Origin of the sequence: Pilimelia columellifera subsp. columellifera (assembly GCF_039532605.1) — a bacterium.
Taxonomy (GTDB): domain Bacteria; phylum Actinomycetota; class Actinomycetes; order Mycobacteriales; family Micromonosporaceae; genus Pilimelia; species Pilimelia columellifera.
Genome location: NZ_BAAARY010000005.1, coordinates 42,274 through 66,382 on the forward strand (window position 1 = coordinate 42,274; position 24,109 = coordinate 66,382).

A 24,109-nucleotide genomic window follows, 5' to 3' on the forward strand; every position below is an offset into this window, starting at 1 on the left:
TCTCGGCTGCGAACCGGAGCGAGCCCGTGCCCCGAAGCTACGACGACAGCCAGTCGCCCCATACCAGCGGTGTGGTGCGCACGGCGTGGTCGCGCGCGCGCCGGGCCGCCCGCTGGCACCGTCCGTACACGGCGGCGCTGTTGCTTCTGGACGCCTTCGCGGCGTTCTGCGCCAGCCTGGTGGCGACGGCGACGTTCGACCAGGCCAGCTCAGGTCTGATCCGCGGCGAGAACCAGTTCTGGTTCCTGACGGTGGCCTTCGTGCTGTTGCCGTTGGGCTGGGCGGCCTGCCTGTGGGCGAACGGCGCGTACGACCGCCGTCACCTCGGTCTGGGCGCCGAGGAGTTCAAACGGGTTATCCGGGCGGCGGTGGGCGTCGCGGCGACGGTGTCGTTCCTGGCGTTCTCGACGAAGACGGACCTGTCCCGGTTGTCGGTGGCGGTGGCTCTCGGGGCGGCCCTGCTGCTCATCCTCCTGCTGCGCCGACTGGCCCGGATGGTCCTGCACGCCCGGCGCCGGTCCGGCGTCGCCACGCACCGGATGATCCTGCTGGGGACGCTGCCGGAGGCGTTGGAGGTCTACACCGCGGTGACGCGTAACCGCGACGCCGGTCTGGTGCCGGTGGGGATCAGCGTCACCGAGGGTCTCGCGGCGACCCGGGGCCTGAAGACCCCGGTTCCGGTCTACGACGCTCGGGACGTGCCGGCGCTGGTGCAGCGACTGGAGGCCGACACGATCGCGGTGTGTGGATCGGTGGGGGCCGAAGCGGGGGAGCTGCGTCGGCTGGCCTGGCAGTTGGAGGGCACCGGCGTCGACCTGTTGGTGGCGCCGCAGTTGACTGACATCGCCGGGCCGCGGGTCCACATTCGGCCGATCGAGGGCCTGCCGCTGCTGCATGTCGAGGAGCCGACCCTGTCGGGGGTGGCGTGGCTGGCAAAGAACCTGCTGGACCGGGTGGCCGCCGCGATGGGCCTGCTGGCGTTGGCGCCGGTGTTCCTGGCGGTCGCGTTCGGGGTCCGGGTGTCGGATCCGGGTCCGGTCTTCTTCCGGCAGCCGCGGGTGGGGGTGGCCGGCCGGACGTTCCGGGTGTGGAAGTTCCGCACCATGTACGTCGACGCCGAGGACCGGCTCGCGGCGTTGCAGGAGCACAATGAGGGCGACGGCCTCCTGTTCAAGATCCGCAAGGATCCGCGGGTGTTCCCGTTCGGGGAGTTCCTGCGCAAGACCTCGCTGGACGAGCTGCCCCAGCTGGTGAACGTCCTCTGGGGCGAGATGTCGCTGGTGGGCCCCAGGCCGCTGCCGGCCGACAACGGCGACTTCCTCGGCGACGTGCGCCGCCGGCTCCTGGTGCGTCCGGGGATAACCGGTCTGTGGCAGGTGTCCGGGCGTTCGGACCTGTCGTGGGAGGAGGCGGTACGGCTCGACCTCTACTACGTCGACAACTGGTCGCTGACCTACGACCTGGCGATCCTGTGGCGCACCGTCGGGGTCGTGCTGGCCCGCAAGGGCGCCTACTGACCGCTGCGCCGTCTCCTGACCCGGGCACGCCGGCCGAACAGGGACAATGGCCGGATGACGAGTTGGCAGCCCGGCGCGGCGATCCACGGCGACGACCCGTTCGCCACCCCGGCGGACGACCGGTCGCCGGCCAGACGGATGCGGGGCCGGCTGCCGCTGCCGGTGACCCTGTGGACGGCTGGCGACGGCCGGGGCCGGGCTGGCCTGACGGTCTCGTCGACGATGATCGCCGACGGGGCGCCGGGCCGGGTCGCCGGCCTCGTCGACCCGGAGTCGGAGCTGTGGGCGGCGGTGGAGGCCGGCGGCGTGTTCGCGCTGACGCCGCTCGCGGAGCGGGACCAGCAGTTGGCCGACCGGTTCGCCGGGCTCATGCCCGCCCCGGGCGGCCTGTTCGCCGGGGACCGCTGGGAGCAGACGGCGTACGGCCCGATCGGCGAGGGCAGGACCACCTGGGTGGGTTGCCGCCTCGACGAGGCCCGGCCGTTCGGCTGGAACCTGCTCGTCTGCGCCACGATCGAGCGGACTGCGTTCGGTGATGGCGCCGCGCCGCTGCTGCACTACCGCGGCCGCTACCGGCGCCTGGCCTGACCGGCTCACCATGCGATCAACGCCCGGCCCGGGCGGTCTAGGCTGCCGGTATGGCGGTGACACAGCGGTACGGGCAGGGCCATCGGATTCTGGTCAGCGGTGGGGCGGGGTTCGTCCCCTCACATCTGGTTGACGCGTTGCTGGCGCGTGGCGCCAGCGTGGTGGCGGTGGACAATTTCATCACCGGATCCAAGGACAACATCGCCCACCTGGCGGGCAATCCGGCGTTCACGCTGGTCGAGGCGGATGTGACCGAGCCGTTGCCTGATCATCCGGCGTTGTCCGAGCGGTTCGACGCCGTGCTGCACCTGGCCTCGCCGGCGAGCCCGACGGATTTCGCCAAGCTGCCGCTGGAGATCCTGACGGTGGGGTCGGCGGGCACGTTGCGGCTGTTGGAGCGCGCCAGGGCCGACAGCGCCCGGTTCCTGCTGGCCTCGACCTCCGAGGCGTACGGGGACCCGCTGGTGCACCCGCAGCCGGAGTCGTACTGGGGCAATGTGAACCCCAACGGGGTCCGCAGCGTCTACGACGAGGCGAAGCGTTTCGGCGAGGCAGCGACGATGGCGTACCACCGGGCCTTCGGCACGGACGTGGCGATCGTGCGCATCTTCAACACGTACGGGCCGCGGATGCGTCCCGACGATGGCAGGGCCATCCCGACGTTCATCAGCCAGGCGTTGCGCGGCGAGCCGATCACCGTTCACGGCGACGGCGCCCAGACCCGGTCGATCTGTTACGTCGATGATCTGGTGCGCGGCATCCTGCTGTTGCTGGATTCCGACGAGACCGGCCCGGTCAACTGCGGCACCGAGCACGAGCTGAGCATGCGGGAGCTGGCCGAGCGGATCGTGGCGATCACCGGCAGCGCGTCGCAGGTGATTCTCGTGCCGCGGACGTCGGACGATCCGGAGCGCCGGCGGCCGGATCTGACCCTGGCGCGGACCCGGCTCGGTTATGAGCCGACCGTCGGACCCGAGGACGGTTTGTGGCGAACTGTCGCCTTCTTCGCCGAACGTCGGGGCTGACCGGTCAGCCGCGCGGCCCGGGGTTGGCCGGTCGTATGGCCGTAGTTGCCCGCCGCGCGGGGCGGATCATCGCTGATCTTGCATCGGCTACGTAACCTTGGCTCATGTCTTCGACGCACCCACGCCGCGCCGGCCGAAGCGCTCCGGTGGGTTCCGCTCGCCCGTCCGGCCGGGCGAGCGTGCCGATCAGTGTCGCGGCCGGATCCTCCCGGACGCCCGGGGCCAGCGCCCGGTCGAGCGCCAACGCTCGCGCTACCCGTCCGCTCACCGGCGGCGGCGGACGTGGTGGCGGCCTGCCGCCGAGCGTCCCCGGCGGTCGTCGCCCCGGGCCCAGGCCCCGCTGGGGCCGGATCATCCTGGTGGCCGCGGCGGCGCTGCTGGTCGTCAGCCTGCTCGCCGTGGGCGCCCTGGCCCTGTACGGCAAGAGCCTGGACAAGAACCTCGCGCGCACGGACCCGTTCTCGGCGCTCACCGGCGGACGCCCGCCAGCGACGGTCGACGGCGTGATCAACATGCTGTTGGTCGGCTCCGACTCCCGCGACCCGGACGCCTCGCTCAACGTGTCCAGCGAGTGGCGTGCCGACACCATCATCGTCATGCACATTCCGGCGAACCAGAAAGAGGCGTACCTCATCTCGGTGCCGCGTGACCTGTATGTGCCGATCCCCGAGAGCCCTTCGGCCGACTGCGGAGAACGGCGCGGCAAGGTCAACGCGGCGTTCGCGTTCGGTGGCCTGCCGCTGGCGGTGCGGACCGTCGAGTGCTTCACCGATATCCGGATGGACCACGTCGTCGCGATCGACTTCGCCGGGTTCAAGGAGGTCACCGACGCCCTCGGCGGCGTCGACATGAAGATCGAGCAGACTGTCACGTCGATCCACAAGCCGTTCCGGACCTTCAAGAAGGGCAAGCGGCAGCTCAGCGGCGCCGAGGCCCTCGACTACGTCCGGCAGCGCAAACAGTTCGCCGACGGCGACTTCGCCCGGGTCCGGCACCAGCAGCAGTTCCTGCGGGCGCTCATGGACAAGGCGGTCAGCTCCGGCACGCTGGCCAACCCACCCAAGCTCAACGCCTTCCTCAAGGCCGCCACCGGCGCCCTCACCGTCGACAAGGAGTTGAGCCTGGTCGACATGGCGGTGCAGTTCCGCAACCTCAAGGGCGACAATCTGCGCTTCATGACCAGCCCCCACGCCGGCAGCGAGACGATCAACGGCGAGTCCGTGGTCGTCTCCGACCGGCCCAAGGCGCTCGCGCTCTACCAGGCCGTCGCCAAGGACAAGGTCGCCGAATGGGTGGCCGCGAACCCGCCAGCGAAGGCGACAGGCTGACCGCGCGGTCCGCGTGTCGGACTTCGACGTGGCCGGGAGCTTTCCGAGAGCCGGACCTGTCCGTACAGTGACTCGGGCAGCCTTCCACCTGTTGGGCGGCAGGTTGTCTGTGCCCGATCGTTCGACAGGAGAGCAGCCGCGATGGGGGTCGATACCCAACGACGGACAGCGTCCGCGGATTCCGTGGCCGACAGCTCTCCGCGTGGGGTGACCTACGGCGTTCCGGTGACAGACCCGGCGCCGGGGCGCGCCAAGGCGCCGCTGTGGGCCCGGATCTCGGTGATCTGCGGCGCGGTGCTCATGCTCGTCACGGGCGCCACGCTCGTGGCCAGCACCGTGCTGATCAACCGGTACACGAAGAATGTCAACCAGGCCAACCTTATCGACACCGACAGCAAGGTCGGCGACGGCAAGGCGCTGTCCGGCGCCGTCAACCTGCTGCTGCTCGGGGTCGACGAGCGAGCGCGGGACAAGGGCAACATCCGCTCGGACACGATCATCGTCCTGCACATCCCGGCCTCGCAGGACCAGGCGTATCTGGTGTCGGTGCCGCGGGACACGTTCGTCGACATCCCGGCCTTCCCGAAGACCGGATTCGGCGGCGGACGACACAAGGCGACCGAGGCGTTCTTCTACGGAGCCCAGAACGGCGGCGGCCGGGAGGGCGGCGCGCAGTTGGTCGCCAAGACGCTCAACAAGATGACCGGAGTCAGGTTCGACGGCGCCGCGATCATCGACTTCAGCGGATTCATCCGTGTGATCAACGCCCTGGGCGGAGTCCGCATGTGCGTCGACCACCAGGTCCAGTCGATCCACATGCAACTGGTTGACGGCAAGCCGATGTGGAACAACGAGGCCCGGGCTGCCGGCGGCGGCAAGCCGGTGATCCACAAGAAGGGCTGCCGCGAGATGGCGGGCTGGGAGGCGCTGGACTTCTCCCGCCAGCGCTACGGGCTGCCCAACGGCGACTACGACCGTCAGCGACACCAGCAGCAGCTCGTCAAGGCCATCGCCAAGGAGGCCACCAGCAAGGGCGTCGCCACCGACCTCGGCAAGCTCGACCGCGTGATCAAGGCCGCCGGCAGCACACTCATGCTGGACACCGGCGGCGTCCCGATCGCCGACTTCGCGTTCACGCTCAAGGACGTCGCCGCCAACGATCTCATCCTGGTCAGGACCAACGCGGGCACCTTCCACTCGACGAACGTCAACGGTCAGTCGGCGGAGGCGTTGAGCCCGGAGAGCATGCAGATGTTCCACGCGGTGCGTGACGGCACGCTCGCGGAGTGGCTGATCAGCCACCCGCATTTCATCGCCACGTCGAAGTGACCCATGCTCCGGACCCGAGCCGCCCCGGCCGTCGGGGTAGTCGTCAGGGAGCGCTGGGCGGCGCCGTGGTCGGGACCGTAAGCTGGCGGGGTGTCGGCCATCGAGATCCCCACCGTGACAGCGACCACCCTGCCCGCGGGCGCCCGTCTCATCGACGTCCGTGAGCCGGACGAGTGGGCTGCCGGGCACGCGCCAGGCGCGGCGCACCTTCCCATGATGCAGATCCCGGACCGCGCGGCGGAGGTGCCCCGGGACGGCGATGTCGTCGTCGTGTGTCGGTCCGGCGCCAGGTCAGCGCAGGTGGTGAGTTACCTGCTGGCCAACGGTTGGGGCAACGTCCACAACCTGGACGGCGGGATGCGCGGTTGGGCCGCCGCTGGCCAGCCGATGGTCGCCGACGACGATCGTCAAGCCCAGGTCATCTGACCGACGCCGGTGTCCGTCCCCCTCGTCTTCGCCCACCGTGGGGCTTCCGCGGAGCTTCCTGAGCACACGCTGGCCGCGTACCTGCGCGCCCTGGAGGCCGGGGCGGACGGCCTGGAATGCGATGTCCGGATGACCAGGGACGGGCATCTGGTCTGCGTGCACGACCGTCGGCTCGACCGGACCAGCAACGGACGCGGACCGGTGAGCCGGCGCACCCTGGCCGAGCTGGCCGAGCTGGACTTCGGCTCCTGGCACGCGGCCACCCGAGGCTCCGATCTCGATGGCGCGGCTCGTCCGGGCACGGGGACGGTCGGCGTGCTGACCCTCAACCAGCTGTTGGACCATATCGACGGCGTGCGACAGCCGGTGCGGCTGCTGGTGGAGACCAAGCACCCAACCCGGCACGGGGGCGCCGTCGAGCGCAGCCTGCGGGAGTTGCTGGCCCGGCGCGGGCTGCACCGGGCCCGCCCGGACGCCCGGGTGCGGGTGTCGGTGATGTCGTTCTCGCCGTTGGCGGTGCGGCGGATGCGGGCGTTGGCGCCGGCGGTGCCGACGGTCCAGCTGCTGGATCTGCTGCCCTCGGGCCTCACCCCGCCCGGACTCGGGCGCCTGCCGGTCGCCGCGCCGGTGGTGGGGCCGAGCGTGGAGCTGCTGCGGGCGCGGCCCGGTCTGGCGCCGGCGCTGCGGGCCGCCGGCAAGCGGGTGTACGTCTGGACCGTCAACGAGCCGGACGACATCGACCTGGCGGTGTCGCTGGGAGTCGACGGTCTCATCACCGACCGGCCCGCCGAGGTTCGCGAGCGCCTGGGCTGACCTGGCGTCCCAGCGGCCCGCAGGGCACACTTTCGCCATGGTCGAGCACGGCAAGATCGTCGATGGCGTCGCCGCGGGAACGGTCGAGCCGCGGGACCGCGACGGTGGTCGGGCCCGCCGGCAGCAGGTGGACCGGGACCGTGACCTGTTCATCGCCGCGACGAGCCATGAGCTGAGAACGCCGATCACGGTGATCAAGGGCTACGCCGACACCCTCGCCGACCACTGGGAAAGTCTCCCCGAAGCCGATCGCCGGGAGGCCGCCCGGGTCATCAGCGAGCGGGCCGGCGACCTGGCCCGACTGGTGGACCGGCTGCTGTCGACCGCCAGCGAGGCCGACCCGGCCAACGGCGCCCCGCCGGTCGCCTTCGACCTGGTCGAGGCGCTGCGCGTCGCGGTCGCCGCGCTGCCGGTGGATCTGGCGCACCGGCTGGTGGTGCAGCTGCCGATCGGGCTGCCGGGCGCGGTAGGTGATCCGGCGAGTCTGTCGACGGTGCTCACCGAGCTGGCCACCAACGCCGACAAATACTCGCCGGTGGGTTCGCCGATCTGGCTCACCGCCGGCACCGACGCCGGCACCGTCTTCTTCCGGGTTAGCGACCAGGGCATCGGGGTACGTCCGGAATACGTCGAGCGGGTGTTCGACCGGTTCTGGCAGGGGGAGGACCGGCCCTCAGCGGCGGCGCGCGGCCCACGGACGCTGGGACGAGCCGACGAGGAGGGGTACCGCCGACGTCGTGGCGGCGCCGGCCTCGGTCTGTACCTTGTCCGGCGGATCGTCGAGCGGCAGAACGGAAGCGTCTTTCTCCGGCCCCGGAACGGGGGCGGTACCGTCGCAGAGGTGCGCCTGCCGTGCGCGCGTGGCTCGGCGACTGCCGGCCCACCGGATTCGGGCCAGGGGGCGGCGGTGTTCGAGCAGTGATGGCGTCGGGGGAGGCGGGAGCGTGACGATGGTGGTCGCCGAGCGGGCCTGGTGTCTCGTGGTGCCACACCACGCCCGGGGCGCCCGTCTGGCCCGGCACCGGCTCGCCGCTGAGCTGGCCGGAGCGGTCAACTCCGCGTTGCTGACCGACGTCATCGTCGTCGCCGCCGAGCTGGTCGGCAACGCTGTCCGGCATGCCGACCCGTTGCCTGGCGGTGTCATCCGGGTGTCCTGGCGGTTGGCGCCGGGCGCCGTCGCGGACGTGGTCGAGGTGCGGGTCACCGACGGCGGCGCGGGCAGCAGCGTTCCCCGACCGCGCGAGGTCGGGATGGACGCCACCGGGGGGCGCGGACTGAGCATCGTCGCGGCGCTCGCCGACGGGTGGGGCGTCGACCGGGACGGGTTGGGGCAGAGCGTCTGGGCCAGACTGTCCACCGCCGCGGACTAGGCCACGACGAGCTGACCTTTGCCGAGGCGGGTGGTCATCACCACGGCCACCGCCTAGGCTGTGTGGCCGTGAGCAAGCGTCGGAAGAACCCCGCCAGCAAGAGCAACGCCCGTGCCGCTGCGGCCGTCCCTAAGCGGGTGAAGTTGCGTGACATCTTCGTCGCCCGTCCGTTCGAGGGCCTGGCCGACGAGGCCGAGTGGATCGCGCTGCGTGAGCTGGTGCCGGCCGCGACGGCGCCGCTGACCCTCGTGCCGGAGCTTGCCGCGAAGCACAGCGACCGCACGGTCGTGCTGGCGTCGGTGCTCCCGGGCGCGGCGCCGGCGATGTCCCGCGCCGATGGGACCATCCTCATCGGTTTGCAGCGCCACCAGCAGTCCGGCGACATCTCCCGTGATCTGGCGGCGGCGCTGATCAGCGCGTTGGAGACCGAGCCCGGAACGCAGGTCGTGGCGCCGTCGCTGCCGGGCGAGGGACCCAGGTTGCCGGACGTCATTGTCGACGGGGAGCTGGAGGTCACCGTCCACGACGGCTTCGGGTTCTGGCTGGCCGAGGGCGCCGGCGACGACCCGCAGACCGCGGCGGTGCTGGACCAGGCCAACGCGGCGATCTTCCCGACGGTCCGGTTGGCCGCGCGCCGGGGCGCCTACTGGTGTCTGGCCGGCGACAAGGCCCACGTGCGTCTGGTCCTGACCGACGACGAGGACCATGCGTTGGCGGCCCTGGCGCGGCTGGCGGCGGCGGGGGAGCTGGCGCTCGGCGAGGGCACGAGGTTCGCCGGCATGTTCCGGGCACACGGCCGGCTGGCCCCGGTGTGGGACCTGCCGGCCGATGTCGAGGCCGGGCAGTGGGAGGCGTCGGTCACGGCGTTCGCCGACCGGTACGCCAAAGCGCTGGCCGACGGCGCCCCGGTGACCGCGGACGAACGACGTGCCCGCCAGGGACTGCTGGGCCGTCAGCTCGCTCTACGCTGACCTGGCGGCTGGCAGTGGGTCGCGGGAGATCGGGCAGGACATGCAGCGGGGTCCGCCGCGGCCTGAGCCCAGCTCCGAGCCGGCGATCCGGATGACCTCGATGCCGGCCCGTTCCAGCTGCGCGTTGGTCTCGACGTTGCGTTCGTAGGCCACGCACAGCCGCGGGGCGAGGGCGAGGGTGTTGTTGCCGTCGTCCCACTGCTCTCGTTCGGCGGTGACCGGGTCCAGGCCGGTGTCGATGATGCGGAGCCGACCGATGCCCATGGCCTCGGCGGCGGCGTTCACGAACGGCTGTGGCTTGCCCACCTCAGGCTCGCCGTCGGCGCCCTGCCGCACCGGAAAGGCGATCATCGTGTCGGCCAGCGGTGGGTACATGACGACGGCGTCGATGTCCACCATGGTGCAGACGGTGTCCAGGTGCATGGTCGCCCGCTCCTGGGCGATGGGGACGACCAGGACGGTGTGGGCGAGTTCGCGGCTGAACGCCCGTCGGGCGAGTCGTTCGGCCCCCGCGGGGGTGGTGCGTTCGCCGACCCCGACGGCGATGACGCCGGGGGCCAGCAGCAGCACATCGCCGCCTTCGAGGGGCTCCAGGCGCGGCTCGTACAGCAGTTTCGCGCCGACGAAGCGCGGGTGGTGCTGGTATATCGCCCGGGTGATGCTGGTTTCACGGCGCCGGGCCGGCATCGCCAGGGAGGTCACGGCGACGTGGCCTCTGATCCACGCTGAGGAGTCCCGGGTGAACAGCAGGTTCGGCAGCGGGTCGATGACGAAGTCGTGTCGGTCCATGAGCCGGTAGACCAGGCCGCGCCCGCTGCCGGCCGCGCGGAGCTCCTCCCAGGCGAGGCCGGCCATGAGCACGTCGCGTAGGGCCCCGGCGTCGAGGTTCTCGAGGTGCTCGGCGACCTCGTCGCGCAGCGTGTCGCCCAGTCGCGGGTCGGCCAGCGTGGCGCCGGTCAGCTCGGCCCGGGCGCGCGGTTGGGCGATGGTCTCGACAAGCAGCTGTCCAAGGTGGAGCACTTCGACGCCGTGGTTACGGAGCGCCTCGGCGAACGCGTCGTGTTCCTCCTGGGCCCGCCCGACCCAGGGGATGCCGTCGAAGAGCAGGGAGTCGTTGTTGCGGGGGGTAAGCCTGGCGAGTTCGGGTCCGGGCCGGTGCAGCAGCACGGTGTTCAGTTTCCCGACCTCGCTGTCGACATACTGGTTCACAGCCGCAGCGTAGATCAGTTTTCGACATATCGTGGGGCGACGAATACCTTGAAGCGTCGTCTGCGACTCAAGGCGGAAACCTGAATGAATACCGTGCTCACGTTGCTCATTCATCATTCGTTCGGCGCACTGCCTTGCCTTGCTACCGGGTTGACGACTTACGGTAGTGGAGTCGCGACGAAGAGCCATGACGATCTGTCCCACCCGATCGTTCATGGGGACAGCAGGGACAACTGCCGGAGGCGGAAGATGACAGGGATTCCCAGCCAGCGTTCGGGCGAACAGGCGATGGCGCCGCTGCCGCTCGTGCAGGGCGCGCGTCCGTCACCTATCGACTGGATCCGGCGCCGCCGGGCCGAACGTGAGGCCCGCCGAGCCGAGGCCGCCGGCAACCGGGCCGCCACCCTGCTCGACGACATCGGTCCCGGCTGGCACGTCGTCGACTGGCCGCTGCCCGACGACCCGGACGGCGCCCCACGCGTCGCCTCCCGTGACCAGGCTGGGTTCCTTGTGGTCGGCCCCGGCGGGGTGTACGCCGTCACCGTCGTCGACCACGGTCGCTCAACCGTCCTCGTCGCCGGGGACGTCGTGCAGGTCAACGGCCGGCGACCCCCGTACGTGACCCAGGCCCGTCGGGACGCCCGCCACGCCAGCCGCGCCCTCTCCGCCGTCGTCCGGCACGAAGTTCCCGTCATCCCGATCCTCGCGTTCGTCGGGACTGGACGGATCAGCACCCACGGGCTGCCCCGGGGCTGCCTGCTCACCAGCTACCGGGAGCTGGAGCGGCTGCTGCTGGCCGGCGGCGACCGGATCAGCCCCAATACCGCCGCCAAGCTCGCCCACGTCGCCAAGGACCCCGGGACCTGGATCAATCCCCCGTACCGGTCCCCGGACCACGACCGCAGCGACCGTCAGGACCGCGCCGACCCCGCGACCCACCCGACGCCCCGCTGACCCATGCTGTGAAAAACGCCTGAGCTGGCTACTCGTCGGCGCGCCACCGGACCGGCTAGCGTTGCGGTGACGCTGGAGTGCCCGTGGGAGGTGCAGGTGGCGCATGTCGAGCTGTCACTGACCGAGTCATTCGGCCCGCCGCACCGGGCCAGGACAGGCAACGCCAGTGACCCCCCAACCGACGCCTTCGGCGCCGACACCGCAGGCGACGCCGAGAACGACGACGACCGACCGCGCCCGGACGCCGCCCGGTGCGCCATCGCCCACTGTCCAAAGCCGGCCGCCCATCCGCAGCTGGCTAATTCCCCCGAGGTCCTCGATCCGAGCGTTCGTGGTTGCCTACGTCGGTGGAGCGACGCCGTCACCGCAGCTGAGGAACCGTGCCTGGTCCTCGACGCGCAAGGTCGGATCGTCGCCGCCTCGACCAGCTGCTGTCAGCTGCTCGGTCTCGGGCACGCCGAGGCCACCGCCGGCCGGCCCCTGCTCGACGGGGTGCTGCGGTTGGTCGACTTCACCGCCGCCCGCAACGGCCTCCCGGACGCCGACATCGACGCTATCCCGCCGCTGCTGGCGCTGACCTCTGGCCGCCAGGCCCGCGGCCTCATGCGGGTCCACGATGGCGAGTACGACGTCACCGTCGACGGCATCGCGGTGCCGCTGCGGGAAGCCGGCGGCGTGGTCGGCTCGCTGACCTTCTTCTCAGCCATCTGAGACGATTCGGCGTACCCTGACCGCCATGCCTGGCGTGCCACCGACCCGATTCGTCTACCTCGGTCCCGAGGGCACGTTCGCCGAACAGGCGCTGCGCGCTTTCCCCGCCGCCGACCGGGGCGTCCGGACGCCGGCCCCGTCGGTGCCGGACGCGCTCGACGCGGTCCGGAACGGCGACGCCGACGCGGCCCTCGTCCCGCTGGAGAACTCCGTCGGCGGCGGTGTCGACGTCACCCTCGACGAGCTGGCCGCCGGCGACCCGCTGACGATCACCCGCGAACTCCGGCTCCCCGTCCGATTCGTCCTGGCCGCCCGCGTCCGGGTCGACCTCGCCACGATCGCCACCGTGGCCGCCCATCCTCAGGCCGCCGCCCAGTGCCGGCGGTGGCTACGTGAACGGCTCCCCGGCGCGACCGTCGTCGACGCCTTGTCCAACGCCGCCGCAGCGATCGCGGTCGCCGGCGGTGAATGCGACGCCGCGCTGTGCGCGCCGGCCGGAGTGGGCCGCAACCGGCTCCAGGCGCTCGCCGACGACATCGCCGACCGGGAGGACGCCGTCACCCGCTTCGTCCTGGTCACCCGACCGGCGGCCCCCCCGCCCCCGACCGGCGACGACGTGACCTCGCTGGCCGTCTACCTGGCGCCCGACCGGGTCGGCGCGCTCAGCGGCGTCCTCACCGAGCTGGCCGTGCGCGGGGTGAACCTCTCCCGGGTGGAGTCCCGGCCGACCGGCGAGGGGCTCGGCCGGTACGTGTTCTTCCTCGACTGTGTCGGCCATGTCGCCGACGCGGCCGTCGGCGAGGCGTTGCAGGGCCTGCGCCGGGTCTGCTTCGACCTGCGATTTCTCGGCTCGTATCCCCGGCACCGGCTGCTGGGGGACATCGACGAACGGCCGCTCAGGGCGACCCGGGACGGCGCCGCCGAGTACGCCGAGTCGGCGGCCTGGCTCGCGCGGGTCCGGGCCGGCCAGGCCCGGTGAGGCGCCGGTCAGCCGTTGAACAGGCCGCCCAGCGGCCCGCCCTGCTGCTGGCCGCTGGCCCCGGCCAGGTTCGGCGGTGGCTCCTCTGACGGCTGGACCACGACGAAGCCCTGACCGGCGAAGCTCATCGTGAATGCCTCGCCGGTGCTGCGGCCCAGCAGCGTGCCGATGCCGAGCTGCTCCGCGCGGTGGTATCCGGTCTGCAACGTCGACGACCAGCAGATCGCGGCCTGCGGGTCGACATAGGTCGGCTGGTCGACGTTGAGCACGACCGGGGTGCCGTGGGTGGTGACCGCGATCCGGCCCTGACCTGAGAAGACGCAGTTGAACAGGCCTGCGGAGGAGAGCATTCCGACGCCCTGCACCATCTTGATGTCGTACTGGAGCGTGGACTCGAACGCGAGCACGTTCGTGCCGTTGATCGACAGCGCGTCGCCGTGCTCCAGGTCGATGATGTGCACATCGCTGGCCCGGTCGGCCAGGAACACGTCGCCGTTCCCGCTGATCTTCATCAGCGGCACGCCCTCGCCGGTCAGCTTCTGCTTGAGCCACTTGCCCATGCCGCCCGAGCCGAGCGCCTGGAACTGCACCTGCCCCTGGTACGCGACCATCGACCCGGTCCGGGCCATGGCCTCGCCCCGCAGCTCGATCTTCAGCATCTTGGAGTTCTGGAGCCGCAGACCCGGCTGCTCCGACTCCTTCTCAAGGTTCTCCGCGGCGAAAAGGGCGCTGCGCATGTCACTTCTCCTCTGGCTGCGTGGTCGGCGTGTCGGCACAGCCGCACGGCCAACAACGGTACCGCCAGGTGTCACGTCGCCGGGCATGAAAGCCTGAGCGTGCCGGGCTGTCGCGCGGCGTCGTCGGTCAGCCCCAACCGAGCTCGTGCAGCCGGGCGTCGTCGATGCCGAAGTGATGGGCGATCTCGTGGACGACGGTGATCGTCACCTCCTCGATCACCTCCTCCTCGTCCTGGCACATGGCCAGCGTCGGGAGCCGGTAGATGGTGATGCGGTCCGGTAGCACGCCGCCGTAGTCCCAGCCCCGGTCGGGCAGCGCGTGACCCTCGTAGATCCCGAGCAGGTCCGGCTCGCCGGGCGGCGGCCGGTCCTCGACCAGCACCACGACGTTGTTCATGAGGCCGAGCAGATCAGCCGGAACATTGTCGAGCGCCTCCGCCACCAGTTCCTCGAAGCGCGCCCGTGTCATCTCCACCGCCATGTGACCATTCTGCGCCAGCGCCGACCAGCCATGGTGGAGCAGCCAGGAGATCCACCGGGTCACCGGTGGCGAGGCGGCGCCGGGCCTGACGCCCGGCGCCGCCGACAGACGACGACCTCAGACCAGCGTCGCCGCGAGGGTGATCTCCGCGCCGGGCGAGAGTAGCCGCGAGATCGGGCACCCGTCCTTGGCCGCCTCAGCCCACTTGGCGAACTCGGCGGCGTCGATGCCCGGAACGTCGGCCCGGGTGTCCAGGCCGATCCGGGTCACGGACATGCCGGCGTCGGTCTTTTCCAGATGTACCGACGCGGTCGTGTCGATCGCGCTCGGCGGGAAACCGGCGTCGGTGAGCTGCTTGGACAGCGCCATGGAGAAACAGCCGGCGTGGGCGGCGCCGATCAACTCCTCCGGGTTGGTGCCCTCGCCCTCCTCGAAGCGCGAGCTGAACGAGTAGTTGCCGGTCACGCCGCCCTTGCCGGTGCGGACGGTGCCGGTGCCTTCGGTGAGCGTGCCCTGCCAGCGGGCGGACGCGGTTCGGATAGCCATGGGCTAGACGCTAGCCGGTCGTCGGGAGGTTTGCTGCTGACGGGCGCGGAACCGCCCGGTAGGCTCGGCGATCGTGATTGACCTGAGGCTGTTGCGCGACGAGCCTGATCTGATCCGAGCCAGCCAGCGGGCCCGTGGCGAGTCCGAGTCGGTCGTGGACGACCTGCTCGCCGCCGATGAACGACGCCGGTTGGCGGTGCAGGCGTTCGAGACGCTGCGCGCCGAGCAGAAGCAGCTCGGCAAGCTCATGCCGAAGGCCGTCGGCGACGAGAAGGCCGCCTTGCTGGCCAGGACCAGGGATCTGGCGGCGGGGGTGAAGGTGGCCGAGGCGGCGGTGCACGACGCCGACCAGGCGCTGCGGGCGGCCCACCTCGCGGTGCCGAACGTCGTGGCGCCGGGCGTCCCGGCCGGCGGCGAAGACGACTACGTGGTGCTGCGCGAGGTCGGCGACAAGCCCGACCTGGACGGACCCCGGGACCATCTTGAGCTGGGCGAGTTGCTCGGCGCGATCGACATGGAGCGCGGCGCGAAGGTCAGCGGCTCCCGGTTCCCGTTCATGACCGGCGTGGGCGCCCTGCTCCAGTTGGGCCTGTTCCAGCTGGCCATGCAGGAGGCGGTCGCGCACGGCCTGATTCCGGTCATCCCGCCGGTGCTGGTCAAGCCGGAGGCGATGGAGGGCACCGGTTTCCTGGGCGCGCATGCCAGCGAGGTCTACCGGTTGGAGGCCGACGACCTGTACCTGGTCGGCACCAGCGAGGTGCCGTTGGCCGCGTACCACAGCGGGGAGATCATCCCGCTGGACGAGCCGCTGCGGTACGCCGGCTGGTCGACGTGCTTCCGGCGCGAGGCCGGCTCGTACGGCAAGGACACCCGGGGGATCATCCGGGTGCACCAGTTCGACAAGGTCGAGATGTTCTCGTTCTGCCGCCCGGAGGACGCCGCCGCCGAGCACCAGCGGTTGCTGGCGATCGAGGAGGGGATGCTCGCCAAGGTGGAGCTGCCCTACCGGGTCATCGACACTGCCGCCGGGGATCTGGGCAGCAGCGCGGCCCGCAAGTACGACTGCGAGGCGTGGGTGCCGACCCAGGGACGGTACCGGGAGCTGACTTCGACGTCGAACTGCACGACGTTTCAGGCCCGCCGGCTCAACGTCCGGTACCGGGACGGCGACGGGCGGACGCGGACGGCCGCCACCCTGAACGGCACCCTGGCCACCCCGCGCTGGCTGGTGGCCATCCTGGAGAACCACCAGCAGCCGGACGGGTCGGTGCGGGTGCCCAAGGCGCTGCAACCGTTCGTCGGACGCGACGTGCTGGAGCCGCTGCGCTGACCGTTGTGGGCCGGATCAGCCGAAAGGATCTGGCCGGGGCGCCCCGGCGGCGGTACGGTAGCTGACCCGCGGCCCAGCCGGCGGTGTCGTCGGCGATCGTCGCCCCGGGAGGTGAGGAGATCGCCATGCCCCGACCTGGACTGCCGAAGCTGGTCGCCACCGACCTGGACGGAACGCTCGTCCGTGGCGACGACACCGTCTCGGCCTTCACCCATCAGGTGCTCGACCGGGTCCGCGAGGCTGGCGTGCCGATCGTGGCGGCGACCGGACGCGGTCCGCGGCTGGCTGAGTTGACCCGGAACGACATCCGGGCCGCCGACTACCTGGTGATGGCCGGCGGCGGGTTCGTCGTCGACCAGAGCGCGGCGTCGGGGCCGGTGGTGCTGCGCGACGAGCGCATCCACGGCGCGGTGCTGGCCGAGTTCCTGGTCGATCTGGAGGCCGAAGTCGGCACGTTGACGGTCATGGTCGAGGCGCTGGACACCCACAACGCCCCGTTGTGGGGTGACCACGATCCAGCCTGGCGCTACCCGGACCTGTTCGAGTCGCGCACCCGCGCCGAGTGCGTCGCGGGCTCGGTGCTCAAAGCGTTCGCCCGCCGGCCCGACCACGACGCCGACGCGCTGTTGGCGGTGGCGCAGCGGGTGGCCGCCGGTCGGGCGGATGTGACCCAGTCGGGGCTCGGGTTCATCGAGATCACGCCGGCCGGGGTGAACAAGGCGACCGGTCTGGCGGTTGTCGCCGCGTCGTTGGGCATTGATCCGTCGGAGGTGCTGGTCTTCGGTGACATGCCGAATGACCTGCCGATGTTCGAGTGGGCGAGGTGGGGTCGGGTCGCGGTCGGCAACGCCCACCCGACGCTACGGGCGTTGGCCGACGAGGTGACCCTGTCCAACGACGCCGACGGCGTCGCGGTCTTCCTGGACCGGTTATTGGCCCGCGTGGATCAGACGCCGCGGCTGCGCGCCGCCTGATCCACGTCCCGCTGGGCTGGCTAGAGGTACTGTCCGGTCGAGTGTTCGCGGTCCGCGGGGCCGTGTGGGCCGGCCTGGCCACCGTGCGGGTGCGGCCCGGGGATGGCCCCGCCGGGCAGCGCCGGCCGCCCACCGCGCATCTGCTCCAGCTGGAGCCGGGTGGCCATCTGCTGCGCCACCAGGGCGGCCTGGATGCCGTGGAAGAGACCCTCCAGCCAGCCGACGAGCTGGGCCTGGGCGATGCGCAGCTCCGGCTCGCTCGGGGTGGTGTTCTCGTCGAACGGCAGGGACAGGCGCTCCAGCTCGTCACGCAGCTCGGGCGCGAGCCCGTCCTCCAACTCGGCGATCGAGCGGTGGTGGATGTCACGCAGGCGCTGTCGGCCAGCCTCGTCGAGCGGGGCGGCGCGCACCTCCTCGAGGAGCTGCTTGACCATGCTGCCGACCCGCATGACCTTCGCCGGCTGCTCGATGAGTCGGCTGAGGTCCTCGGCGTCGTCCTCGTCGCCGAGGGTGACGCCGACCGGTTTGCCGTCCGGGCCGACGACGACGACGGTCTGGCTCTGGTCAGGCTGTTCGGCGACGGGGTCGGTGGTCGGCTCGCTGTCGGGCTCAGTAGCGCCCGCGGGGGTCTGCGGTACCTCGGTCATGCGGACCATCTTGACCTACGGGGTCGGCCGTTGCCACCTGACGGCGATCTTGCCGGACCTCGGCCGTTCGCATCGTTGTCGCCGTCGTGCGGAGGGGTGGCCCTGCCGGACCACCGTAGCTGCGGGTTACGGTCCTTACACGTTGACGATCGTCGACGCGGCGGCGCGCGGGTGAGGCTTCGGTCTCTTGAGGACCTGAGGCTACATTGACGACGAACCAGGCGGGTCGCGCAACCCCGGATGACCGGGCCCGGCCGCAGTACGTGGAAGGAGACCCGTGTCGCAGATGAACCGCCGGCAGGCGCTCAAGCTCCTGGCCGCGACCGGCGCGTCCGGAATCATCGCCGGCTGCGGCGTCGGCGGCGACCAGGACGATGTCGCGGACGCTTCCACCGCACCGGTGGCGATCGGGCTGCTCATCCCGCAGGCCGGCCCGATGAAGTCGATCGGCGACGACCTCCTGCGCGGTTTCCAGCTCTACCTGACGATGCACGGCAACCAGCTCGGCGGCCACCCGGTACGGCTGGAGACGGCGCCGGAGGGCGACACCCCCGCCTCGGCCATCGCCGGCCTGCGTGCGCTTTTCGACCGCAATGTCCTGGCGGTGTCCGGCATCGCCAACCCGGTCGTCATGAACAGCGACCTTCGCAGCGCCGTCCGGCAGGCGAAGGTCCCGGTCGTCGGCGCGAACGGCTCACCGTTCAACCTCCAGGGCGAGGTGTTCATCTGGCGCACCTCGTACACCGGGAACGAGCCGGGCCTGGCGATGGGCCGGTACATGGCCGAGAACGTCGACGGCAGGATCGTCATGGTGATGCCCGACGGCGGCTCCAGCCAGGATGTCGTGTTGGGTTTCGTCGACGGTTTCGGCAGCGCCAGCCGGCTCGTCCGCGAGCCGATCTACACCGCTGACCTGCCCTCGCCGACACGCGGCTCGTACGACCGGGCGATCCGGACCATCGTCAACCAGGGTCCCGAGGCGGTGTTCGCCCACTTCAGCGGGGCCGCGGCGGTGGAGTTCGTCCGGGCGTACCGGGCGGCGGGGATCAGAGCCCCGCTCTACGGGACGGGCTTCCTCACCGAGGGCGGCGCGGTGGCCGCGCTCGGCGGCTCGGCCGCCGGCATCTTCACCGCCATGAACTACTCGGCTGACCTGGCGTTCTCCGCGAACCAGATCTTCGCCTCGGCGTTCCGTAAGGCGCACAGCGTCCCGCCGTCGGCGTACGCGATGGCCTCGTTCGACGCCGCGCACGTCCTCGACCGGGCCATCCAGCTGGCCGGGGACGACCTGACCGCACAGCAGGTGAACCTGAAACTCGGCCAGGTCGGACAGATCGACAGTCCCCGAGGGTTGTGGCAGTTCAACCAGTCGCGCACCCCGCAGCAGAAGTGGTACCTGCGCGAGGTGCGTCGGGACGGGCAGATCAACGCGAACGTCGTGATGCGGGAGCTGACGACCCTCGGCTGAGGGCCGCCGCGCCTGTCCGTCAGGTCAATGGCGTAGTTCGGCGACGCAGCACTTGACGCTGCCGCCGCCCTTCTTCAACTCGGACAGATCTACCTGGGCGGTCTCGTAGCCGACCGCGCGCAGTTTCGCCGCCAAGGCGTCGGACCCGGTGTTGAGGACCACGGTGCGCCCGTCGCTGACGAGGTTGATGCCGAAGGCGCGCGCGTCCGCCTCGTCGGCGACGACAGCGTCCGGGAACAGCTGGGCCAGGACCTTTCGCGAAGCGGGGGAGAACGCCTCCGGGTAGTAGACGATGTTGGCGTCATCGAGCGCGGCGAGCGCCACGTCCAGGTGGTAGAAGGCCGGGTCTACCAGGCGCAGGCTCACCACCGGGCGGCCGAGGGCCTCCTGGGCCTCGGCGTGCGCGGCGGTCTCGGTGCGGAAACCGTGGCCGGCCAGGATCAGGCCGCCGTGCGCGTCGGGCAGGTAGGCGAAGTCGCCCTCGCCTTCGTTGACGACGGTGGGGGCGACGAAACCCCACCCGGGGTTCGTCTCGTAGAACTCCTGGTGGGACTTGGCCTCGGCGGAACGCTGCGGGTACTTGAACCTCGCGCCGTACGCGACGCCGTCGACGACGAAGGCGCCGTTGGCGGCGAAGACCATGTCCGGCAGCCCGACCTGCGGATTCAAGGTATGCACCTCGTGACCGAGCCCGACCAGGGTCTGCCGCAGCCGCTCCCACTGCGCCACCGCCGCCGCGGCGTCGACCGCGACGCTGGTGTCCATCCAGGGATTGATCACGTACTCGACGGCGAAGTGCTCAGGCGAGCACATGAGGTAGGTCCGGCGCCGGGGCTCACGTTGCATCTGGGGTCCTCCTGCTGTGGCGGTCGCCGTACCCATCGGCGGCTGTGGGCGGTGACTAAGAGTAGATAGGCTGTGATCGTCAGAACCAGATAGGCGCGTTGCGCTTGAGGAGCGAATCATTGCGGATCGATCCGGTTGATCAGCGAATCATTGCGTCTCTCGTCGCCGACGCCCGCAGCTCCTATGCGGAGATCGGCGCCCGGGTCTCGTTGTCCGCGCCAGCGGTCAAGCGTCGGGTCGACCGGCTGCGCGCCGCCGGAGTGATCAAGGGCTTCACCGCGGTGGTGGACCCGCGCTCGGTCGGCTGGAATACCGAGGCGTTCGTCGAGCTGTTCTGCACGGGCAAGGCGACGCCGGCGCAGATCGGTCAGGCGATCCGGCGGCACCCGGAGGTGATCGGCGCCTACAGCGTCTCCGGACAGGCGGACGCGCTCGTCCACCTGCGTGCGGCGGACATGGGGCACCTGGAGCAGTCCCTGGAACGGCTGCGGGCGGAGCCGTTCGTCACCTCCACCCGAAGCATGATCGTCCTGTCCAGGCTGCTGGACGGGCCGCCCACGGGCCAGCCGTTGACCGTCCCCGAACGGTGACATTCTGTAGTTATCGGGTTCGTGGGCACCCCGGCCGGGCACTGAGCACCCGGCCGCCTGTCGGTTGCTTGGGCTCAGCTCCCGGCCGGGGCGACCGAAACAAGGACCATGAGCCTCCTCCAGAATCTGTCGCTGCGCGCGAAGCTGCGGCTCAACTTCGGTGTCACCGCGTCGCTGGTCGTCGTCCTCGCCGTGATCGGATACGACTTGTCGGTCAAGGGCGCCGACAGCGCGGTGCGCGCCAACCTGGCCCACGACCTCGCCATCGACCTCAACGAGCTGCGCTTCCACGCTGCCGAGGTCAACGGGTGGCAGACGGCGTACGCGTTCGAGGTCGGCCGGGACGGGACCCGCGCGGTCGCTGACACCGCGCCCGCGCGTCGGCAGTACCTCGCCGCGGTCGCCGAGGTCCGGCCGCATTTCGAAAAGATCATCAACGAGGCGCCGATCGATGTCGCCGCCGAGGTCCAGAAGGCGGCCGCCGCGGCCGAGCGGTTCGGCGCCCTGGACGCGCGAATCGCGCAGCTCTACCGCACCGGTAGCCCGGCCGACAAGGCCGTCGCCGACCAGTTCGTTTTGGACGAGGCCGTCAAACTGCACAACGAGGTGACCACGGCGCTCGCCGCCGGCGCCGAGCTGGCGAACGAGCACGCCGAGACGGCGAGCGCCGAGATCGACCGCCAGGCCGGTTCGTCGCAGCTGTGGCTGCTGCTTACCGCGTTGGCCGCGCTCGCGATGGCCGCCGGTGGGGCCGTCCTGCTGACGAGGTCGATCATGCCGCCGCTGGAGCGGGTGTCGCAGGTGCTCAAGGCGATGGCCGAGGGTGACCTCACCCGCCGCGCCGAGGTCGCCAACCGGGACGAGATCGGACAGATGGCGACCGCGCTGGACCAGGCCAACGAGCGCACCAGCCAGACGCTGCTGGAGGTGGCCGACCACGCCCGGACGGTCGCCGCGAGCGCCGAGGAGCTGTCGGCGACCAACCAGCAGATCTCGGCGGCGGCCGTCGAGTCGTCGGCGCAGGCCGATGTCGTGGCGGCGTCGTCGGAGGAGGTGTCCGCGACAGTGCACACCCTCTCGGCGGGCGCCGAGGAAATGACGGCCTCGATCCGGGAGATTGCCCAGAACGCCAGCCAGGCCGCGGACGTCGCCGGCGAGGCGGTGGCCTCCGCCCAGCGCGCCTCGGGCATCATCAACCAACTCGACGGAGCGTCCGGCGAGATCGGCGCGGTCCTGAAGGTGATCACGTCGATCGCTGAGCAGACGAACCTGTTGGCGCTCAACGCCACCATCGAGGCGGCGCGGGCCGGCGCGGCGGGCAAGGGTTTCGCCGTCGTCGCGGCCGAGGTCAAGGATCTGGCCCAGGAGACCGCCCGGGCTACCGGCGACATCGCCAGCCGGATCGACGCGATCCAGTCCGGCGCGGGGAACGCCACCTCGGCGATCACCGGCATCGCCGAGGTGATCGAGCGGGTGAACAGTTTCCAGCAGACGATCGCGGCGGCCGTCGAGGAGCAGACCGCGACGACCAACGAGATCAGTCGCAGCGTCTCCGAGGCCGCCACCGGGGCCTCGGCGATCAGCGAGAACGTCGCCGGGATCGCCCGGGCCACCCAGGACACCAGCGGCGGCGTGGCCCAGGCCCAGTCCGCGGCCGACGACCTGGCCCAGCGGGCGGCGCGTCTGACGGCGCTGATCGGGGGCTTCCGCTGCTCCTGATGTTCGGCGGATGGCAGCCGAACGGCCCAGAGTCAACGAGACGCCAAGACGTTGACAGCCACCGATTCCTCAGGAGTGGTCGGGTCGGTATCGTAGGCCAATGACCTCCAACTTCACTTCGGGTGACAGCTCCGTTTCGGATGGCAGCCTCGGCTCGGCGGCCCTGGACCGCCCGCTGCTGAGCGTTGTCGGCGGCGACCTGCGGGCGCCGCTGGTCCAGGGCGGCGACGTCCGGTACGCCAATCTCGACTATGCCGCCAGCGCGCCGGCGTTGACCGTCGTCGCCGATCGGTTGACCGAGGTGCTGCCGTACTACGCCAGCGTGCACCGCGGCGCCGGTTACGCGTCGCAGGTCATGACGTCGGTGTTCGAGGCGGCCCGCGCGTCGGTGTCACGGTTCGTCGGCGCCCGTCCCGACGATGCTGTGATCTTCACCCGTTGCACCACCGACGCGCTCAACCTGGCCGCCGGATGCGTCCCCGCCGACGGCGAGGTGCTCTTCCTCGACATCGAGCATCACGCGAACCTGCTGCCGTGGCGGGCCCGCGCCCACCGCTGCGTCGAGGCCGCCGACACCGTGGCCGAGACCCTCGCCAGGCTGGCCGCCGCGCTCGACGAACGCCCGGTGGCGCTGGTCGCGGTGACCGGGGCGTCGAACGTCTCGGGCGAGGTGACGCCGTTGGCGCAGATCGTCGCGTTGGCGCACTCACGCGGCGCCCGGGTGCTGGCGGATGCCGCCCAGTCCGCCCCGCACCTGCCGTTGGACATGGCCGCGACCGGCGTCGACTTCCTGGCTTTCGCCGGTCACAAGCTCTACGCGCCGTTCGGATCGGGCGCCCTGGTGGGACGCCGCGACTGGCTCGACGCCGCGGAGCCCTTCCTCCGCGGCGGCGGAGCGGTCAAGAACGTCTCCCTCGACGAGGTCACCTGGACCACCTCCCCGCAACGCCACGAGGCGGGGTCGCCGAATGTCCTCGGCGTGGTGGCGATGGCCGCCGCCTGCGACGCGCTGGCCGGCCTTCCGGCGGGCGCCATGCAGGCGCGCGAGCACCTGTTGCGTGGGCGGCTGGTGGATGGCCTGGAAGCGCTCGGCGCCCAGATCTTCCGCATCTGGGACGATTCCACCGAGACGATCGGCCTGGCCACGTTCTCGCTCGATGGCCACGACCCGAACCGGGTCGCGGCGTACCTGTCCGCTGAGCACGGGATCGGGGTGCGGACCGGCCGGTTCTGCGCGCATCCGCTGTTCGCCCGCAAGGGGTACGGGCGCGAGGGTGCGATCCGGGCGAGCTTCGGCGTCGGCTCGCCGACCGAGGACATCGACCGGCTGCTCGACGCCCTGACCCGGTACCTCAAGGAAGGTCCGGCCTGGGAGTACACGCCGTCGGACAAGGGCTGGCTGCCGACGCCGGACCCGCGGGTGTGGCCGGCCTGGGCGCAGGTGAACCCGGCCGCGGGGCCGGGTCTGTCGCCGTGCGCGGCGCCGCCGTCATTGGGGTGATCGGGGCGTCGCGGCTGGCCGCGCAGGTGTTGATCGAAAGATGAACATCG

24 protein-coding genes and 1 pseudogene are annotated in these 24,109 nt (G+C 71.1%); 19 read left to right on the plus strand and 6 right to left on the minus strand.

All coding sequences use genetic code 11. The annotated features are described in order from the left end of the window. The first annotated feature begins 26 nt into the window (after positions 1–26). The 10 genes and pseudogenes from ABD287_RS06925 (at position 27) to ABD287_RS06970 (ending at position 9,367) form a co-directional block, all read left to right on the plus strand. Complete coding sequence (locus ABD287_RS06925; protein ID WP_344170038.1) at positions 27–1,517, plus strand: sugar transferase; 1,491 nt, start codon at positions 27–29, stop codon at positions 1,515–1,517. Positions 1,518–1,571: 54 nt separating this feature from the next. Beyond that, positions 1,572–2,105 carry a flavin reductase family protein gene (locus tag ABD287_RS06930; RefSeq protein WP_344170041.1) on the plus strand — a complete coding sequence of 178 codons (534 nt, stop codon included), beginning with the start codon at positions 1,572–1,574 and terminating at the stop codon, positions 2,103–2,105. A gap of 50 nt (positions 2,106–2,155) precedes the next feature. Then, complete coding sequence (locus tag ABD287_RS06935; RefSeq protein ID WP_344170044.1) at positions 2,156–3,130, plus strand: UDP-glucuronic acid decarboxylase family protein; 975 nt, start codon at positions 2,156–2,158, stop codon at positions 3,128–3,130. 104 nt (positions 3,131–3,234) lie between these two features. Beyond that, complete coding sequence (locus tag ABD287_RS06940) at positions 3,235–4,458, plus strand: LCP family protein (protein ID WP_344170047.1); 1,224 nt, start codon at positions 3,235–3,237, stop codon at positions 4,456–4,458. Positions 4,459–4,683: 225 nt separating this feature from the next. Beyond that, the gene (locus tag ABD287_RS06945; RefSeq protein WP_344170050.1) at positions 4,684–5,787 is read left to right on the plus strand and encodes an LCP family protein; all 1,104 of its coding nucleotides are present in this window, start codon (positions 4,684–4,686) and stop codon (positions 5,785–5,787) included. Positions 5,788–5,877: 90 nt separating this feature from the next. Continuing rightward, positions 5,878–6,213, plus strand: a complete 336-nt coding sequence (locus tag ABD287_RS06950; protein ID WP_344170053.1) for a rhodanese-like domain-containing protein — start codon at positions 5,878–5,880, stop codon at positions 6,211–6,213. Between the two features lie 9 nt (positions 6,214–6,222). Then, positions 6,223–7,026, plus strand: a complete 804-nt coding sequence (locus tag ABD287_RS06955; protein ID WP_344170056.1) for a glycerophosphodiester phosphodiesterase — start codon at positions 6,223–6,225, stop codon at positions 7,024–7,026. Between the two features lie 136 nt (positions 7,027–7,162). Further along, positions 7,163–7,879 (plus strand): annotated as a pseudogene (locus tag ABD287_RS06960) (sensor histidine kinase); the annotation flags it as partial. Between the two features lie 97 nt (positions 7,880–7,976). After that, complete coding sequence (locus tag ABD287_RS06965) at positions 7,977–8,396, plus strand: ATP-binding protein (RefSeq protein WP_344170947.1); 420 nt, start codon at positions 7,977–7,979, stop codon at positions 8,394–8,396. Between the two features lie 68 nt (positions 8,397–8,464). Continuing rightward, positions 8,465–9,367: a DUF5926 family protein gene (locus ABD287_RS06970; protein WP_425565516.1), complete on the plus strand. Its 903-nt coding sequence runs from the start codon at positions 8,465–8,467 to the stop codon at positions 9,365–9,367. Here ABD287_RS06970 and ABD287_RS06975 read toward each other — a convergent pair. Continuing rightward, positions 9,359–10,576: an arginine deiminase gene (locus ABD287_RS06975; RefSeq protein ID WP_344170059.1), complete on the minus strand. Its 1,218-nt coding sequence runs from the start codon at positions 10,574–10,576 to the stop codon at positions 9,359–9,361. The genes ABD287_RS06970 and ABD287_RS06975 overlap by 9 nt on opposite strands. A gap of 249 nt (positions 10,577–10,825) precedes the next feature. Here ABD287_RS06975 and ABD287_RS06980 point away from each other — a divergent pair, with 249 nt between their 5' ends. The 3 genes from ABD287_RS06980 (at position 10,826) to pheA (ending at position 13,220) form a co-directional block, all read left to right on the plus strand. Continuing rightward, complete coding sequence (locus ABD287_RS06980) at positions 10,826–11,530, plus strand: hypothetical protein (protein ID WP_425565517.1); 705 nt, start codon at positions 10,826–10,828, stop codon at positions 11,528–11,530. A gap of 66 nt (positions 11,531–11,596) precedes the next feature. Further along, entirely contained in the window at positions 11,597–12,241 is a 645-nt protein-coding gene (locus ABD287_RS06985; protein WP_344170062.1) for a transcriptional regulator, read from the plus strand. 25 nt (positions 12,242–12,266) lie between these two features. After that, positions 12,267–13,220, plus strand: coding sequence for a prephenate dehydratase (gene pheA, locus ABD287_RS06990; RefSeq protein ID WP_344170065.1), 954 nt, complete (start codon positions 12,267–12,269; stop codon positions 13,218–13,220). A gap of 8 nt (positions 13,221–13,228) precedes the next feature. Here pheA and ABD287_RS06995 read toward each other — a convergent pair whose 3' ends face one another. The 3 genes from ABD287_RS06995 to ABD287_RS07005 form a co-directional block, all read right to left on the minus strand. Next, complete coding sequence (locus tag ABD287_RS06995; RefSeq protein ID WP_344170068.1) at positions 13,229–13,957, minus strand: AIM24 family protein; 729 nt, start codon at positions 13,955–13,957, stop codon at positions 13,229–13,231. A 127-nt stretch (positions 13,958–14,084) separates the two neighbouring features. Then, on the minus strand, positions 14,085–14,432 hold the full coding sequence (locus ABD287_RS07000; RefSeq protein WP_344170956.1) for a metallopeptidase family protein: 348 nt from the start codon (positions 14,430–14,432) through the stop codon (positions 14,085–14,087). Between the two features lie 123 nt (positions 14,433–14,555). Further along, positions 14,556–14,984, minus strand: coding sequence for an OsmC family protein (locus tag ABD287_RS07005; protein WP_344170071.1), 429 nt, complete (start codon positions 14,982–14,984; stop codon positions 14,556–14,558). 73 nt (positions 14,985–15,057) lie between these two features. Here ABD287_RS07005 and serS point away from each other — a divergent pair, with 73 nt between their 5' ends. Further along, complete coding sequence (gene serS, locus ABD287_RS07010; protein ID WP_344170074.1) at positions 15,058–16,314, plus strand: serine--tRNA ligase; 1,257 nt, start codon at positions 15,058–15,060, stop codon at positions 16,312–16,314. 125 nt (positions 16,315–16,439) lie between these two features. Continuing rightward, a complete protein-coding gene (locus ABD287_RS07015; RefSeq protein WP_344170077.1) occupies positions 16,440–17,288 on the plus strand; it encodes an HAD family hydrolase in 849 nt (282 codons plus the stop codon). 20 nt (positions 17,289–17,308) lie between these two features. On the opposite strand, the gene ABD287_RS07020 is transcribed toward ABD287_RS07015, so the two are convergent. Next, positions 17,309–17,935, minus strand: coding sequence for a bacterial proteasome activator family protein (locus tag ABD287_RS07020; RefSeq protein ID WP_344170080.1), 627 nt, complete (start codon positions 17,933–17,935; stop codon positions 17,309–17,311). Between the two features lie 286 nt (positions 17,936–18,221). On the opposite strand from ABD287_RS07020, the gene ABD287_RS07025 reads away from it, so the two are divergent. Beyond that, complete coding sequence (locus ABD287_RS07025; RefSeq protein WP_344170959.1) at positions 18,222–19,403, plus strand: ABC transporter substrate-binding protein; 1,182 nt, start codon at positions 18,222–18,224, stop codon at positions 19,401–19,403. Between the two features lie 24 nt (positions 19,404–19,427). Here ABD287_RS07025 and ddaH read toward each other — a convergent pair whose 3' ends face one another. Beyond that, positions 19,428–20,285, minus strand: coding sequence for a dimethylargininase (gene ddaH / locus ABD287_RS07030; RefSeq protein ID WP_344170083.1), 858 nt, complete (start codon positions 20,283–20,285; stop codon positions 19,428–19,430). Positions 20,286–20,368: 83 nt separating this feature from the next. Here ddaH and ABD287_RS07035 point away from each other — a divergent pair, with 83 nt between their 5' ends. The 3 genes from ABD287_RS07035 to ABD287_RS07045 all read left to right on the plus strand — a co-directional run bounded on the left by ABD287_RS07035 (position 20,369) and on the right by ABD287_RS07045 (position 24,059). Beyond that, positions 20,369–20,839 carry an Lrp/AsnC family transcriptional regulator gene (locus ABD287_RS07035; RefSeq protein WP_344170086.1) on the plus strand — a complete coding sequence of 157 codons (471 nt, stop codon included), beginning with the start codon at positions 20,369–20,371 and terminating at the stop codon, positions 20,837–20,839. Positions 20,840–20,947: 108 nt separating this feature from the next. Next, entirely contained in the window at positions 20,948–22,558 is a 1,611-nt protein-coding gene (locus ABD287_RS07040) for a methyl-accepting chemotaxis protein (protein WP_344170089.1), read from the plus strand. 100 nt (positions 22,559–22,658) lie between these two features. Continuing rightward, positions 22,659–24,059 (plus strand): aminotransferase class V-fold PLP-dependent enzyme, encoded by a 1,401-nt coding sequence (locus tag ABD287_RS07045; RefSeq protein WP_344170092.1) that lies wholly within the window; start codon positions 22,659–22,661, stop codon positions 24,057–24,059. Positions 24,060–24,109 lie beyond the last annotated feature (50 nt).

Bases quoted from the DNA above. Each gene is read 5' to 3' on its own strand.
- ABD287_RS06995 (WP_344170068.1), bottom strand. From the start codon at position 13,957: ATGCGCAGCGCCCTTTTCGCCGCGGAGAACCTTGAGAAGGAGTCGGAG.
- ABD287_RS06940 (WP_344170047.1), top strand. From the start codon at position 3,235: ATGTCTTCGACGCACCCACGCCGCGCCGGCCGAAGCGCTCCGGTGGGT.
- ABD287_RS07005 (WP_344170071.1), bottom strand. From the start codon at position 14,984: ATGGCTATCCGAACCGCGTCCGCCCGCTGGCAGGGCACGCTCACCGAA.
- ABD287_RS07045 (WP_344170092.1), top strand. From the start codon at position 22,659: ATGACCTCCAACTTCACTTCGGGTGACAGCTCCGTTTCGGATGGCAGC.
- ABD287_RS06935 (WP_344170044.1), top strand. From the start codon at position 2,156: ATGGCGGTGACACAGCGGTACGGGCAGGGCCATCGGATTCTGGTCAGC.
- ABD287_RS06965 (WP_344170947.1), top strand. From the start codon at position 7,977: ATGGTGGTCGCCGAGCGGGCCTGGTGTCTCGTGGTGCCACACCACGCC.
- ABD287_RS06930 (WP_344170041.1), top strand. From the start codon at position 1,572: ATGACGAGTTGGCAGCCCGGCGCGGCGATCCACGGCGACGACCCGTTC.
- ABD287_RS06980 (WP_425565517.1), top strand. From the start codon at position 10,826: ATGACAGGGATTCCCAGCCAGCGTTCGGGCGAACAGGCGATGGCGCCG.
- ABD287_RS07020 (WP_344170080.1), bottom strand. From the start codon at position 17,935: ATGACCGAGGTACCGCAGACCCCCGCGGGCGCTACTGAGCCCGACAGC.
- ABD287_RS07015 (WP_344170077.1), top strand. From the start codon at position 16,440: ATGCCCCGACCTGGACTGCCGAAGCTGGTCGCCACCGACCTGGACGGA.
- ABD287_RS07040 (WP_344170089.1), top strand. From the start codon at position 20,948: ATGAGCCTCCTCCAGAATCTGTCGCTGCGCGCGAAGCTGCGGCTCAAC.
- ddaH (WP_344170083.1), bottom strand. From the start codon at position 20,285: ATGGGTACGGCGACCGCCACAGCAGGAGGACCCCAGATGCAACGTGAG.
- ABD287_RS07025 (WP_344170959.1), top strand. From the start codon at position 18,222: ATGAACCGCCGGCAGGCGCTCAAGCTCCTGGCCGCGACCGGCGCGTCC.
- pheA (WP_344170065.1), top strand. From the start codon at position 12,267: ATGCCTGGCGTGCCACCGACCCGATTCGTCTACCTCGGTCCCGAGGGC.